At 52.3% G+C, this 14541-nt stretch carries 11 protein-coding genes; 8 read left to right on the plus strand and 3 right to left on the minus strand.

The genetic code is table 11. The features are described 5' to 3' along the window. Nucleotides 1-34: 34 nt before the first annotated feature. The gene (tssH, locus tag V9K95_RS22000) at nucleotides 35-2662 is read right to left on the minus strand and encodes a type VI secretion system ATPase TssH (RefSeq protein ID WP_336442260.1); all 2628 of its coding nucleotides are present in this window, start codon (nucleotides 2660-2662) and stop codon (nucleotides 35-37) included. 283 nt (nucleotides 2663-2945) lie between these two features. Here tssH and V9K95_RS22005 point away from each other — a divergent pair, with 283 nt between their 5' ends. The 8 genes from V9K95_RS22005 to tssG all read left to right on the plus strand — a co-directional run bounded on the left by V9K95_RS22005 (nucleotide 2946) and on the right by tssG (nucleotide 11871). Further along, on the plus strand, nucleotides 2946-4055 hold the full coding sequence (locus V9K95_RS22005) for a type VI secretion system protein TssA (RefSeq protein ID WP_336442261.1): 1110 nt from the start codon (nucleotides 2946-2948) through the stop codon (nucleotides 4053-4055). Between the two features lie 123 nt (nucleotides 4056-4178). After that, nucleotides 4179-4700, plus strand: a complete 522-nt coding sequence (tssB, locus tag V9K95_RS22010) for a type VI secretion system contractile sheath small subunit (RefSeq protein WP_336442262.1) — start codon at nucleotides 4179-4181, stop codon at nucleotides 4698-4700. Then, the gene (tssC, locus tag V9K95_RS22015; protein ID WP_336442263.1) at nucleotides 4701-6182 is read left to right on the plus strand and encodes a type VI secretion system contractile sheath large subunit; all 1482 of its coding nucleotides are present in this window, start codon (nucleotides 4701-4703) and stop codon (nucleotides 6180-6182) included. Nucleotides 6183-6326: 144 nt separating this feature from the next. Then, nucleotides 6327-7769, plus strand: a complete 1443-nt coding sequence (gene tssC, locus V9K95_RS22020; RefSeq protein WP_336442264.1) for a type VI secretion system contractile sheath large subunit — start codon at nucleotides 6327-6329, stop codon at nucleotides 7767-7769. Beyond that, nucleotides 7769-8581 carry a type VI secretion system accessory protein TagJ gene (locus V9K95_RS22025; RefSeq protein WP_336442265.1) on the plus strand — a complete coding sequence of 271 codons (813 nt, stop codon included), beginning with the start codon at nucleotides 7769-7771 and terminating at the stop codon, nucleotides 8579-8581. The genes tssC (V9K95_RS22020) and V9K95_RS22025 overlap by 1 nt, the downstream gene beginning before the upstream one ends. A 2-nt stretch (nucleotides 8582-8583) precedes the next feature. Continuing rightward, nucleotides 8584-9075 carry a type VI secretion system baseplate subunit TssE gene (gene tssE / locus V9K95_RS22030; RefSeq protein ID WP_336442266.1) on the plus strand — a complete coding sequence of 164 codons (492 nt, stop codon included), beginning with the start codon at nucleotides 8584-8586 and terminating at the stop codon, nucleotides 9073-9075. Continuing rightward, nucleotides 9068-10870, plus strand: a complete 1803-nt coding sequence (gene tssF, locus V9K95_RS22035) for a type VI secretion system baseplate subunit TssF (RefSeq protein ID WP_336442267.1) — start codon at nucleotides 9068-9070, stop codon at nucleotides 10868-10870. The genes tssE and tssF overlap by 8 nt, the downstream gene beginning before the upstream one ends. Continuing rightward, complete coding sequence (gene tssG, locus V9K95_RS22040) at nucleotides 10867-11871, plus strand: type VI secretion system baseplate subunit TssG (RefSeq protein WP_336442268.1); 1005 nt, start codon at nucleotides 10867-10869, stop codon at nucleotides 11869-11871. Before tssF ends, tssG begins: the two co-directional genes overlap by 4 nt. Here tssG and V9K95_RS22045 read toward each other — a convergent pair. Beyond that, nucleotides 11868-13751, minus strand: coding sequence for a protein kinase domain-containing protein (locus V9K95_RS22045; RefSeq protein ID WP_336442269.1), 1884 nt, complete (start codon nucleotides 13749-13751; stop codon nucleotides 11868-11870). The two genes, tssG and V9K95_RS22045, sit on opposite strands and share 4 nt — an antisense overlap. Further along, on the minus strand, nucleotides 13748-14512 hold the full coding sequence (locus V9K95_RS22050) for a PP2C family protein-serine/threonine phosphatase (protein ID WP_336442270.1): 765 nt from the start codon (nucleotides 14510-14512) through the stop codon (nucleotides 13748-13750). The genes V9K95_RS22045 and V9K95_RS22050 overlap by 4 nt, the downstream gene beginning before the upstream one ends. Nucleotides 14513-14541: the final 29 nt, after the last annotated feature.

Below are 14541 nucleotides of genomic sequence, written 5' to 3' on the forward strand. Positions count from 1 at the left end.
GCGTTATGGCAATGTATTAACCTTCCTAGCATCCTTATGTGACGGATATTCGGTTGGGTTCTTTAAGTACTGTTACAGGTTCGATATCAACAATAAACCTCCCCGTTCCGTCAATACCTACACGCACAACTTCCGGATGTAAATTTTCCAAATTCAATTCCAGAATACTTCGCGCGAGTTTTGGCAGTAATTCACGCGAGATCGTTGATTCAATTGCGCGCGCGCCTGTTTCGACCGCTTTGGACCGGTCAATCAGCGCCTGTGTCGCCTCGTCTGAGACAATTAGCCTTGCTTTATATGCATCGCGTAGACGTTTACTCACTTTGCCAAGTTGCAACTTGACGATAAGTGCAAGCACCGCTTCATCCAGTGGCTTGTACGGTACGACAGTCACCCGGCCAAGGAATGCAGGCTTAAATTGCCCCAGCAATTCGGGCTGCAGCATATCCACCAACGCCTGACCTTCCGGCATAGTATCGGGGTCTGCCGCAAGTGCCGTTAGTGTATTTGTACCAGTATTGGCAGTCATCAAGATCGTTGTATTCTTGAAATCGATATCACGGCCTTCGCCATCCTTCAGCATTCCCTTGTCGAACACTTGATAGAAAATGTCCTGCACACCGGGATGAGCCTTATCGATTTCATCAAGGAGAAGCACACCATATGGCCTCTTACGAACAGCCTCCGTCAGAATGCCGCCCTCGCCATATCCGACATAGCCGGGTGGAGAACCCAGCAGAAGTGAAACCTTATGCTCTTCCTTGAACTCCGACATATTGATGATTGTAAGGCTCTGGTCACCACCATAGAGTGTTGAAGCAAGAGCAAGCGCCGTCTCGGTTTTACCCACACCGGAAGTTCCGACCATAAGAAAGACGCCGGGTGGACGCCTATCATCGCCAAGGCCGGCACGGGCAGTGATCATCGCATCGGAGATTAATGTTATCGCCTGATTTTGACCGACAACCCGTTCCTGCAAACGCGACTCAAGTGATTGAACAGCTTCCACCAGATTGCGAACCAGGCGACCGACGGGAATGCCGGTCCAACGTGCGGTTACGGCCGCAACAGTTTCCCGGTCAACCACACGGTGAATAAGTGCGGAATCACCTTGTAGCGCCCGCAGTTCCTTCTCGAGCGATGCAAGTTTCGGTCTGTTTTCAGGTTCTGCAAAACCAGCCTCGACCTCATCGGCATTGGAAACAAGTATCTTTTCCTGCCCCAAACGTGTCACGAAAGCGGCCGCGATAGTCTGTAGGCTTGCAAGCTGCTCCTCTATTTCGACGAGCCGCTCACTCGATACCGATGTATCGGGCTCAAGTTCCAAACGTGTCTTTTCGAGATTAAGCAGATCAATTGCTCTGTTTGCATCCTCAATCTGGGCCGGCACCGTTGCGCGGGAAATGGACACCGCTGCGGCTGCCGTATCAATCAGGCTGACAGCTTTGTCAGGCAACTGACGCCCAGGAATATATCGCATGGAGAGTGATACCGCCGCTCTAATGGCTTCATCGCGTATCTTGACCCCGTGGTGTTTCTCAAGTGCAGGCGCGAGGCTTCGAACCATACGCACTGCTGTTTCTTCGTCCGGCTCATCGACTTTGACCACCTGGAATCGCCGCGTTAAAGCCGCATCGCGTTCGAAGTATTTCTTGTATTCGCCCCATGTTGTGGCTGCAACGGTACGCAATTCGCCGCGGGCCAATGCTGGTTTGAGCAGATTTGCAGCATCGCTCTGCCCTGCTTGTCCACCCGCTCCGACCAAGCTGTGTGCCTCGTCGATAAACAGAATTACTGGAACCGGCGAAGCCTTTACATCGTCGATCACACCCTTAAGCCGCCGCTCAAATTCACCTTTTACCCCAGCGCCCGCTTGCAAGAGACCAAGATCAAGCGTTAGCAGGCGAATGTCTTTCAGCATATCCGGCACGTTGCCCGCTGCGACTTCGAGCGCAAAAGCTTCGGCTATAGCCGTCTTACCAACGCCCGCCTCACCCACGAGGATTGGATTGTTCTGCCGGCGCCTTACGAGAATGTCGATCAGCTGGCGAAGTTCTGCTTCGCGTCCAACAACAGCATCAATTTCGCCATTGAGGGCCTGTTCGGTCAGATCAATGGTGAATGCTGATAAGAACTCTTCGTCACCAGCATTTGCCGGCGCACCGTCAGATGATTTAGGCTTCGCCGAGACGGCGGGTTCGCTGCCGCGCTCCTCGATCAGACGTTCGAGCTCACCTAACCGGATATCGCGGGCAGAAGGCACAGCGCTAATCGTCGTCGCACGCAAGGTGCTATCGGCAAGCAAGGTATGGAGAAGATCGAGAACCCCGACACTCAAGCGTCCGCTTTGCAACGACGCACCAATCCATGCTTCTCGAATGACATCGATAATGCTGGTGGATATTGCCGGCGCAGAGCTACTGTCCCGTGGGTAGCGCTCCAGTGCGCGATATGCTTCGGCTTCGATCGAAGCGAGATCGCCGCCACTGCGTTGAATAATCTCACGAAAACGTTGGCTTTTATCATTCAATGCAAGCAGCCAATGCTCGATTTCAACGCTGGAATGATTATTCCTGACCGCGATGGCAACGGCTTCTTCAAGGCCCACGACCACTTCCCCGTCCAGTTTTTGAACGAGCCGTCTCAGATCCAGTTTTGGCATGAATTAAAACCTGCTCCTGCTATTGCCGCGCGTACATTAGGAAAATCTCGAATGAAAAATCAATCGACAAAAACAAGCATTGTTAATGTTGCCACAGGCTAGAACAGTGATCCTGATAAAAACGTTGCATAATGGCAGTGCTTTTATTTGCGAGGCAGAAAAGACACACGAGGTTCACCATAATGATTCAACATAACGCAACTGCATAACAATGTTCCATTTGACATATTCTTCGCATAAGGTTCAAAACGGCGTCTTAGTTTTGTGTATTTGGGTATTGCGAATGAATAACTATGAAATTCTCGGTGTTGCATTTACCGGGGAAAACCCCTGCGGCGTTAACCTTCGAATCGATAGTAAACTCGTTTCTGTTTATCAGGCGATCCGGGATGCTCGTTCAAATGCACGTTCCGAAGATCGCACAATAGAAAACCCAGCCATAATAAGTCAGGATGATGACCGTAATTCCGTTGCCTCGGAATCGTTCGTTCACCGGCCCTCGGTGCATTGGCGCACCGTACACGACCTGTCTTTCGACACCCTGTCTCTGCACACCAAAGACATCGAAATATTCTGCTGGTTGATGGAGGCCGCAGTTCGTGTGGAAGGTATTCAGGCACTGACTGAAATTCTGTCGGCTTTCGATAAAATGGTGCACAACCATTTCAGCCAGCTCCATTCGATCGATGACGAAGATCTGTCCGACAAGCTCGCCCCTTTGACAGGTCTCAATGGTAGTCAGGATGACGGTACGCTGGTGCGCCCCTTGCGTCTCGTATCGATGCTTCCCAATGAAGCTTATGGCCGATTTAACCTTTGGACCTACGATCAAGCATTTCGTGATCTTTCTGGCCCTCAATGGGCTGAGTTTCGCGACGCGTTGGAACATGTTGACGCCCACGCGTTTCGCCGCATGAAGAACGACGCAAACCGTTCCCTCGCAATACTCGGCTCTATCGACGAATGTCTGACGCAGGAAAGCGAAGGCAATAACAATGCCTTCTCAGTGTCTCGAATTCAGGCAGTTCTGGAATCGATAAGCAGAGCTTACAACGAAATGGAAAAACTGGTCGCGCACGTTCCTCAAAATCCTACGCCGGCAATGGTGCCCGCCGAAACGCAGAACGCGGGCCAGATCGCCGCCGTGCCGGTTGCCGTGAAACAGGCTGGCCCTATCCAGAATCGCGAACAGGCATTTGACCAATTGTTGCAGGTTGCCAGTTTCTTTCGCGCCACCGAACCCAATTCGTCGCTGCCCTTTGCTCTGGAAACGCTCGTCCGTCGCGGGCGAATGGATTTCGTGCGACTGCTTGAAGAACTGATACCGCATGATGAACTACGCCGTGATGTCATGATCCGGGCGGGAATTGACCCCGCCAATCGGCGGGAATGAACAGGTTGAGAGGGTAGTAATACAACCGCTAGCAACCCTCGATTGAGAAAATAGTTGCTAACTACAAAGGGTTTGCAATAATCCCCCCACTTCTTACAAGCACACATAGGCAGGAGGCATCAATTGGCCAGCGTTCACGACAAACTCGAAAGAGTCCGCAAGCCGAGGGTACACATCAAGTACGAGGTTGAAACCGAAGGTGCGGTTGTCGAGAAGGAACTGCCTTTCGTGGTGGGCGTTCTCGGCGATTTTTCCGGCAATCCGACAGAGCCGCTAAAGCCATTCGGCGAGCGCAAATTTGTCCAGATCGATAGGGATAATTTCGACGATGTCATGCGTCGCATGACACCCGGCCTGAATATCCGCGTTGAGAACACACTAGAGGATAAAGGCCGCGAAATGGCCGTTGCACTCAAGTTCGAGAAGCTCGAGGATTTTGAGCCAGGTTCCATTGTTGAGCAGGTTCCTGCCCTTAAATCGCTGCTCGAAGCCCGCAACCAGCTACGTGATCTTTTGACGAAAGCCGATCGCTCTGAAAACCTTGAAGTGCTCCTCGAGCGCATCCTGCAGAACCAGACAGATCTGAAAAAGCTCGCCGCTGAACTTGATGAACGCAATCCCGGCAGCGAAAAAGGGACGAAATAAATGGCGACCTCAAAGAGCGCATCGCAAGGCACTACAACGACCGTCGTCAAGGAGAGCCTGCTCGACGAAGCAATCTCCGCTACCAAACAAACTTCTTCTGACCGCACTGAACAATTGCTGCGCACGCTGACCAGCGAAGCACTGAAGGGAACGGTTTCCTACAACCGCAACCTTTCTGTCACCATCAACAATGCGATCAAGAAGATCGACGAACTGCTATCCACGCAGGTCGCCGAGATCATGCACAACGAGGATTTCCGCAAGCTGGAAGGCAGCTGGCGCGGTCTGCGTTACCTTGTGTACAACAGCGAAACGAGCGCAAATCTTAAAATTCGCGTGCTTAACGTCAGCAAACGCGAACTTTCCCGCGATCTGTCAAAGGCAGTTGAGTTTGACCAGAGCAAGATTTTCAAAACCATCTATGAAAGTGAATTTGGTATCGCTGGTGGCGAACCCTTCGGCGCATTGGTTGGCGATTACGAGTTTGGAAACTCGTTTGAAGACATCGAAGCGCTGCAGAACATGAGCTCCGTAGCTGCTGCGGCTTTTGCTCCATTTATCGCCGCCGCCGGACCGACACTTTTTGGTTTCGACGATTTCACCGAGTTGTCAAAGCCACGCGATCTGGAAAAAATCTTTCAGACCAAGGAATATATCAAGTGGCGCTCCTTCCGCGAAAGCAGCGATTCACGTTTCGTGACGCTGACTATGCCAAGGGTACTAACACGCCTGCCCTTCGGCCCTGAAACGCTGACAATCGATGAGTTCGATTACAACGAAGCGATCAAGTTTGGCGACAAGGCTATGGATCACAATAATTATTGCTGGTCCAACGCATCCTATATTCTCGGCTCGCGCCTTACCGATGCATTTGCCAAGAATGGCTGGTGCACAGCAATCCGCGGCGCGGAAAATGGAGGCAAGGTGGAGTCTTTGCCGGTTCACATTTTCCAGAGCGATGACGGCGATACGGATACAAAATGCCCGACCGAAATCGGCATCACAGATCGTCGTGATGCGGAACTGGGCAAACTCGGCTTCCTGCCACTCTGCCATTACAAGAATACCGATTATGCTGTCTTCTTCGGCGCGCAGACAACACATAAGCCCGCAAAGTATGACCGGCCAGAAGCAACCGAGAATGCTGCAATATCGGCACGTCTGCCTTACATGATGGCAACATCGCGCTTCGCACATTACCTCAAAGTGATCGGCCGGGATAAGATCGGTTCGTTCATGGAAGCGGAAGATTGCCAGGCATGGTTGAACCGTTGGATCAATAATTACGTTAATGCCAATGATGATGCCGGTCCTGAAAATCGCGCTGCGTATCCGCTGCGCGATGCGCGCGTCGAAGTTAAAGCGGTTGCCGGTAGTCCCGGATCTTACGAAGCTATTGCATGGCTCCGTCCGTGGTTGCAGATGGAAGAACTAACGACATCCTTACGGATGGTCGCGCGTATTCCAAAGGCTCGCAATTAAAAGCTGAAGCCATATTCCGGCAGCAGGAAAATTGTTATTGTAGCGACCGCCTCGTACAGACGGATCACGGGTTTGTTCCTAATTCCAATGTGCTAAGCGGTCTTTCTTCCGGTATTACCTTCGGAATTCAGGAGTGATGATTTCGTGGCGTCCGAGTATCTTGCGGATTCAAAACGATACGAGACCCGTCAATCCTTCGCGGAGGCTGCTGAACCAGCTCCGCATATAGACTTTGATATCCGTTATCAAATTGACTGCTTGATTAATGCCATTGATGACAGCCTTACAAAGCAGGTCAATCGCATTATTCACCACCCCGAATTCCAGCAACTGGAAGCGGTATGGCGTAATCTTTTGCGTCTTGTCTGGATGCCGGTCAGCACAAGCCCCGTTCAAATCCGGATTTTTCCGGCCAAATGGAAAGAAATCGCTCGCGATATCGAGCGCTCCGCAGACTTCGATCAAAGTCGCCTATTTGAATTGATTTATTCACAAGAATTCGATATGCCGGGCGGGCAGCCCTATGGTTTGCTCATCGGCGATTATTCAATTGCTGACGGCATAAATCCGGCCACCAAGACCAACGATCTTGCTATTTTGGAAAGCGTCGCAAGCATTGCTGCAGCAGCCTTCTCGCCCTTTATCTGCGCAGCCCATCCATCATTGTTTGAGATTGAGAGCTATAGCGACCTCGATCGTATGCCAGACCTTTCGTTCCTTCTAAAGGCAAATCGCGCGGTACGATGGAACAGACTGCGGCAGGCGGCAGATACCCGATTTCTTGGCTTGACCCTGCCCCGTATTCTTGTCCGCAGCCCCTACAAAAGCAATGATATTGCGCGCATGGACGGCTTTCGCTTCAGCGAAAATATCGACGCGAAAGGTAAAAATTTGCTATGGGGCAATTCAGCATTTGCCTTTGCTATGGTCGTCCTGCGTGAGTATGCGTCGTCCGGCTGGTTTGCTGATCTTCGCGGTGTTCGTGAAGACGAAAAAAGCGGTGGTTTGGTGGATATGTTGCCTCATCTGGCCTTCTCCACTGATCGCCATGATTTCGCCGCCCAGCCACCTGTGGAGCAGAGATTGAACCCATCGCAAGAGCAAGTTTTGAGCGAAGCAGGCTTTATGCCGCTTGCGGCAGTCCCTTACACGCCCAATCTCGTATTCAATTCCAATCAGTCTGTTCACCGAGCGGCCCGATATGATTCAGACATTGCCAACCGCAATGCGCGTATCGCGTCAATGGTGCAATATGTGCTGTGTGCCTGCCGCTTCGCGCATTACCTGAAAATGATCATGCGCGAGAATATCGGTCAGATTGCGACCTCCACCAGCTTGCGGGATACGCTGGAAAAATGGCTTTCCACCTATTGCATCGGTAATGACGATGCGAACGCAACAATGAAGGCTCGCCACCCGCTTCGGTCAGCTTCCGTGGAAGTGCGCGAAATTCCCGGGCGACCGGGTGTCTATGGTTGCGTTATGCGCTTGCAACCGCATTTTCAGCTGGATGATGTTACTGCGAGTTTCCAGCTGCTCGCCGATATGAACAGCAAGTCCCAACAGTCCAGCAGAGGTAAAGCATAATGGCGGGTCAAACAAACAGCGTTTCTGCCCTTATTGATGCGGGAAATCTGCGTGGAGCGGTCGACGCCGGACTGGCCGCAGTCAAGCAAAATCCGACAGATGCTTTAGCGCGTCGTTTGCTGATTGACCTGTTGATCGTGAGTGGCGATTTCGAGCGTGCTGACAAGCAAGCCGCAATATTGGCAAACACCCTGCCGGATCTGGCGCTTGGCCTTACAATGCTTCGCGGACGTCTTCGCGCTGCAGATGCTCGCGCCGCATGGTTTGAGAGAGGGGCAGTGCCAGCTTTTCCCGAGGGCCCGAGCGAGCGCGATCAACTTGCGATGAAAAATGCGCTTGTGCTGGATAAGAAGACGAGCGGAAAAAATGGCGAAGCGCCGGAATCCTTTCCCGAAAACGTCTTTGAGGGTTCTGTCAAAATTGACGGCCGTCCCGTAAGCGCGTTTCGTGATCTTGATGACCGTATTCCGCATGCTATCGAGATTTTCCACACCAACGGTACCTATATGTGGATCGACTTTAACCGGATTGGCCGATTGGATTTTCATCCGATCCAGAGTGTGCGTGATCTCACCTGGCGTAACGCGTTGTTGACGCTTCGCGATGAGTCTCAATCCGAAATTGTGATGCCGGCAACATATTTTTCCCGCGACGCGGATGATGCCATGAAACTCGGCCGTGAAACCGATTGGGTTGAAGCTGGCAGCGGACTTTATGCAGGCAAGGGACAGAAATGCTTGCTTGCCGATGATGATGTACTGGGAATTCTCGACATTGGTTCGATAGAATTCGTTCCGGCAGTGGCAAGTTAGACATGGCAGCAAGCAGCAGGATATCTTTTGAATCTGTGCTTGATCGTCTGATGGATCACGATCCTGATATGATGACCGATCAGCCCACAACGCCCCGGCAGAAGATCAATAATATCCGTGAAAGTGTGCGCAAAGACATAGAAGCGCTTCTGAACGCGCAGCAATGGCCCCATTCCATCGAGAAGGAATTTGAAGAACTGCACACAAGCCTTTTGAGATTTGGCACTGCCGGTTTTCATGGTCTGATGCTGGCCACGACCGAACAACGATTGCGTCTCGCAGAAGCTATCAGGCAAGTGATCGTGGCATTCGACCCTCGCCTTTCTCACGTTCAGGTTGGGCTTGGCAGAAATCGTAACGATCAGGATCGTGTGCTGGACTTGCGCATCGAAGCAGAGATGCTGTTTCCGGATGGTATAGAACCAATCATTTTCGATACCTCGCTGGACCCGACGACCCGGCATTTCATGATTGGCGGCGCTCATCATGGCTAACCGTTTTCTTGCCTGGTATAATCGGGAGCTTGGAGCGCTACGCAAGCGTGCGTCGGTTTTTGCTCACCAGCACCCCAAGGTTGCGGGGCGTCTGCGCCTTACTCCGGAAGCTGTCGACGATCCGCATGTTGAACGATTGATACAAGGTTTCGCCTATAGCGCAGCGCGGGTCCGGCAGAAGCTGGATGACGATTTTCCTGAACTGACAGAAACGCTGCTGGAATCGCTTTATCCGCACTATCTGGCGCAAATACCGTCAATGTCCATTCTCAAATTCAATCCTTCGGATCAGCAGGACGAAACGATTGATCTGCCACGGGGCATGATTGTCGATTCAGAACCGGTTCGCGGTGATACTTGCCGGTTCACGACAACACAATCCTTGGCGTTAAGCCCGGTCGCTCTGACTGACTGCAAGCTGGCCCAACCGCCTTATGTGGCACCGCCTGTGCCTGACTTGACGCCAATGTCATGTCTCTCCTTCAGGATCAAGACAACCGGCCCCGTTACAACCATCGCTGAACTTGATCTCGACGCTTTGACGTTCTTCATCAAAGCACCATTCATAACCGGTGCTGCGCTGTACGAACTTCTTTTCAATCATACGCTAGGTATTGCGATTGGACGGCACAGGGAGGACAAGGCTGCGCTTCGCCTCCCGCCAAATGCGCTGAAACCCCTCGGCTTCGAGCATGACAGGCGTATGTTGCCGTATTCCAACAGAAGCTTCCCCGGCTTTCGTCTTCTTGCCGAATTCTTCGCGCTGCCGGAAAAGTTTCTGTTCTTTGAGCTGAAGGGACTGAAGTCCTTTCTGTCGGGAATTAAAGGCAATGAGTTTCATATTTTCTTCTATCTCGACACGCCAGCCAACGCTTTGGCGAAGGCTGTGGACCTGACGAGCTTTGATTTGCATTGCACGCCGGTCATCAACCTGTTTGAGCAGCGTGCTGAGCCGATCTCTGTGAACCATACCCAAAATGAATATGATCTGCTTCCCGATGCCCGCTATAACTCCACCCGGGAAATCTACGCTATTGAGCGGGTCAATATTTCTGACCAGAAGGGCAACCGCAAAGAGGTGCCTCCGTTCTTTGGCAGAAAAAAGCAGTCCAATGAAAAAAATGCCGACATGTTCTGGCAGTACAAGCGCGAGATTGATGACGACAGCAAATCGTTCAAGGCAAAGATTCGCTTTGTTGATATGAACCTTGACCCTACGACACCGGAAGACCATCTGGTGGCCTCTATCGATGCCTTGTGCCTCAATCGTGGCCTGCCGGAGTTGCTGCCATTTGGTGGCGGACAACCTTATTTCGGTGCTCAAGCCAAGGTCGGAGAGATCGGCAAGATCAGTTGCCTCCTTCCCCCGACACATACGCATCGTTTCGAATCTGAAGGTGAGTCCTACTGGAAGCTCATCTCGCATCTTTCATTGAACCACCTGCCCCTAACCAGCGGCGACCCGGAAATACTCAAGAGCATGCTCCGGCTTTATGATTTCCGGCGCTCACCGGAAATGCGATCCATGATTGAAGCAATTGCATCGGTCACCAGCCGCAAAGCGACTGCACGGCTGAGTGACGGGACGATTGCCAGTGGTGTTGATGTCACGGTGGAATTTACGGACGCCCTGATGGACCGCGGCCAAGCCTACCTTTTTGGATCAGTGCTTTCGCACTTTTTCGGCCTGTATGCTTCCATCAATACATTTTCCCGCCTTACTGTACGGCTTAGCGGACTTGCCCTGCCCGTCGTGCGGTTCTCGCCACGTACCGCTGAAGAGGTATTGCTTTGAGTGAGGTATCTCCAAGCTCTCTGATTGATCGGCTCAGGGCTGAGCCGCACCTTTTTGATCCGGACGCTGCGCAATTATTGTTGGAGCTGGCAGGCGATAAAATCACATCCACAGTCCTGACATCCCACGCGACGAATAATCACGTGGCCACCGCTCTCTCCTCTGCAGAAAACAGGGGAGAGAAAATCAGTATCCACGCCAATTATATTGGATTCGTCGGTCCCGTAGCGGCATTGCCCGCCGTCTATACCGATCGTGCGCTTGATGAGAAACGGCTGCGCAGCTCAAGTTATTTTGACTTCCTCGAGATTTTTGCTGCAGAGTTGCGCGAGTTGTTCTTCGCAAGTTCGCGAAAGTACCGGCTGTCCAGCCTCATTCAGCTTTTTGGAATCGGCCCGAAGAACAAGGTGACCCGAAGCATATATGCTCTTTTGGGTCTCGCTTCTCCAAAACTTGTTGATCAACTGGTCATCGCATCAGAGGTCCCGCTCTACTTCTCCGGGTTTTTCGCTAATCAACGCCGGACCGCTACAAACCTAAGACTCATGCTTGCCGAGTTTCTTGGATATGAAGTAACCGTGCACCAATTTCAGAAACGCTGGCTGCAAGTTGATATCTCGGAGCAAACACAACTCGGCAGCGGCTCCCGGGAAAACGCATTGTTAGGCGTAACGGCTATTGCCGGTTCGTCTTATGCCGACCGTAGAAGCGCCATCAGGGTTTCGATCGGCCCCCTTCGCTACGGGGAATATCTGTCGCTGATGCCCGCCCAGAAAAAATTTGCGGAATTGACTGAGCTCATACGGCTTTATTGCGGGCCGTCATTGTCATTCGAAATCCAGTTAATTCTTGCAAAAGAGGATATTCCCGAATCTCGCCTGGAGAGCGGTTCACCTGTCGGCCGGCTTGGCTGGGATCTTTGGGTACGGCAGGCTCCAGCCCCAGAAGATAGCGCAGATGCGGTTTTCGACCCGGATAAAGTTGCCCAGGCCGCAAATTAGCCCTGCTGCCGGAAATATTTCACCGTAACAACAGGTTTGGTTCTCATTTGTTGGGAGGCAGAAGCCAGTGCTTTGAAAACATCCTTGCCAGTCTTTATATCAAGTTTTTCGTCCGACTGGATAGCGATGAGCATATAAGGTGTAGAGACCTGCTTGGCGGGTGCGGCCAATTTGAGGTCAATCGTCGCCTCCCCATCGCTACCGCGCTTTGTGTCTACAGCATCCACCTCGCCATCATTGCGCACCAGCAGAACATGAAGCTGACCTTTTTCAACACCGCTGACCGTCGCAATCAATTGCTCGCCTGCACCCAGCACTTCATTCTTCATTGAGATGATCGGTTTGCCAGCGTTTGCACCGGTTTCTGCGAGATAAGCGAGCGCCTTGCATTGAGCGGCAGCAACCTGACGCACATGGATAGTCGGCTCATATTTGAAAGCGGCGCGAAATGCTCTCTCCATCTCGTAGAATGGCTCAACACTTGGTGCAAAACCTTCGATATTGATTTTCTCGGGTGCCGTTTTAGCGCTGTTGGCGAAAAAGCATGGACCGCCGGAAAACTGTTTAACCCAGTCCTGTTCGCTCAGAGCAACCTGCGGAACGGAATTTGCCGGCTTTTCCGGTTCTGCCATTGGCTCGGGAGGTTTGATCGCGGGCGGTGCAGGCTCTTCAGCCTTTTGTGGAGGAGGCTCAGGCTGAGCTTCCAGTGTTTCCTGCTTCGAAGATCCGGCAGATGGTTGCGGTTGTGGTTGCGGTGCACCTGGCGGCGGCACGATGCCAGTGTCAGCGTTCAATTTGAAATCAGACTTGCCGGCAGGCGCTTGTACAGGCTCTTTGGCAGCCGTGAGATAAGATTGAATCAAGGCCTGATTGTTGTATCCGTACCAGCCCAGACCTCCCGCGATGAGCAAAAAAAACACCAGCCCCAACCATTTGCCTGCCCCTCCCTGCGATGCAGCATTCTGGCTGGAAGCCGCCAATGGAGTGCTGCGTGCCAAACCACCGGAGCGACGCAAAGTGGGTTCTTTGCTGGTGGGAATCATTGGCCTCAGCGCATCAAGGATTTCTTCCTTCTTGGGTCTAAGTGAAGGATTGGGTTGAAGCATACGCTGAATGATCGCCCGCGCGGCAGGGTGGATCGTTGAAAGATCGGGAATGGATTGCCGCTTACGCACAACATCTGCGTGAGTGCCGCTCATATCAATGGGTTTGCCACGCAGCGCCGCGGCAAAAACCAATCCCAGACTATAAATATCGCTGGGTTCGTGAACCTCACCGCCAAACAGTCCGAGCTGTTCGGGTGAAACATAATTGTACTTCCCGGCGAAGCTTCCGGCCAGCAGCGTTCTGTCTCCGCCAATGCCGAGGCGGGCAATCCCGAAGTCGATCAATTTGGCGCCTTCGACATTGCCGCCGGACAAAATGATATTGTCGAGAGAAATGTCGCGGTGGATCACGCCGCGGCCATGTGCGATTTTCAAACCTGATGTAATCCTGCTGATCAGTTTGGCTGCCTCGGCCAAACTGAGAGGACGGTCCCTTATCCGCTCAAATAATGACGGCCCTTCGACCAGTTCCATCGTCAGATAAGCCGTACCCGTGGCGCGATCTATAGAGAAAACGTGATAGCGGACAATGGCGTCGTGCCCGAGGGAGTTAAGGATTGATGCTTCCTGCTTGAACAGCGAAATAACGTGTTCATCACTCGCCAGATGCGGCAGGATCACCTTAATGGCGACTTCATCCAGAGTCTGGATGTTATGCCCTTTATAAACCTCCGACATTCCACCGACTGCCAAAAGCGCGGTAACTTCGTAAATGTCGTTCAACCGGGTTCCCGGCTTGATACTACCCATGCACTTACCGGTATTGCCGCTCATGAGTGTCTGCCTGTCATTTCATTTCCGCGATACTCAACGATTACAACAGTCACATTGTCTGTTCCGCCACGCTGCAACGCCGTTTCGATCAAAAGCTGACATGCAGGTGCTGGCGGCAAGGATAAAACGATGCCCTGTATATCCGGCGCGGACAAATGTGCAGTGAGACCATCACTACACAGAATGAACGTATCGCCTTCCTTGATCTCACCATCAACAGTCTCGAAATATGGAAGCTCGCGAACGCCGACCGCATGCAGAATAACATTCTTGCGCCCTGCAGCCCCTACAGCGTCATAGGTCCCGTTATCGATCATCTGCTGGATTTCTGAATGATCCTTCGTCAGCTGGGTCATACGGTTTCCGCGATTGAGATAGAGGCGGCTATCGCCCGCCCAGACCGCGGAGAACTGCCCTTCTGCGATAAGCAGCCCGACTACGGTCGATCCCATAACTCCCAATCCATGCTCGCGAGTCAGATTGCGAATGTCCTCATTCACCCCGTGCAATTGTCCAATGAACGCGCTCACCAGATCCACATGTGTGGATGGCCGCTCAATTTTGGTGGCAGCCTGAACAATCATCGAAGCCGCAACGTCGCCATGTGAGTGACCGCCCATCCCGTCGGCAACGAGCCAGATACCATGCGATGGTTTCGCAAGAAATCTGTCCTCGTTTACCGGGCGGACGCGCCCGGTATGTGTAGCGCCGTGGCAATTAAACCACTCGCCAGAAATTGGGGGCTTGCCATCAATGTACATAAAATATGCTGGCTCCATAGTCACTTGAG

It is taken from the genome of Phyllobacterium sp. CCNWLW183, from assembly GCF_037203775.1.
Classification (GTDB): Bacteria; Pseudomonadota; Alphaproteobacteria; order Rhizobiales; family Rhizobiaceae; genus Phyllobacterium; species Phyllobacterium ifriqiyense.

Excerpts from the sequence above, each read along its gene's own strand:
- tssH (WP_336442260.1), bottom strand. The coding sequence starts at position 2,662 with ATGCCAAAACTGGATCTGAGACGGCTCGTTCAAAAACTGGACGGGGAA.
- V9K95_RS22045 (WP_336442269.1), bottom strand. The coding sequence starts at position 13,751 with ATGAGCGGCAATACCGGTAAGTGCATGGGTAGTATCAAGCCGGGAACC.
- V9K95_RS22050 (WP_336442270.1), bottom strand. The coding sequence starts at position 14,512 with ATGTACATTGATGGCAAGCCCCCAATTTCTGGCGAGTGGTTTAATTGC.
- tssE (WP_336442266.1), top strand. The coding sequence starts at position 8,584 with ATGGCAGCAAGCAGCAGGATATCTTTTGAATCTGTGCTTGATCGTCTG.
- V9K95_RS22025 (WP_336442265.1), top strand. The coding sequence starts at position 7,769 with ATGGCGGGTCAAACAAACAGCGTTTCTGCCCTTATTGATGCGGGAAAT.
- tssC (WP_336442263.1), top strand. The coding sequence starts at position 4,701 with ATGGCGACCTCAAAGAGCGCATCGCAAGGCACTACAACGACCGTCGTC.
- V9K95_RS22005 (WP_336442261.1), top strand. The coding sequence starts at position 2,946 with ATGAATAACTATGAAATTCTCGGTGTTGCATTTACCGGGGAAAACCCC.
- tssF (WP_336442267.1), top strand. The coding sequence starts at position 9,068 with ATGGCTAACCGTTTTCTTGCCTGGTATAATCGGGAGCTTGGAGCGCTA.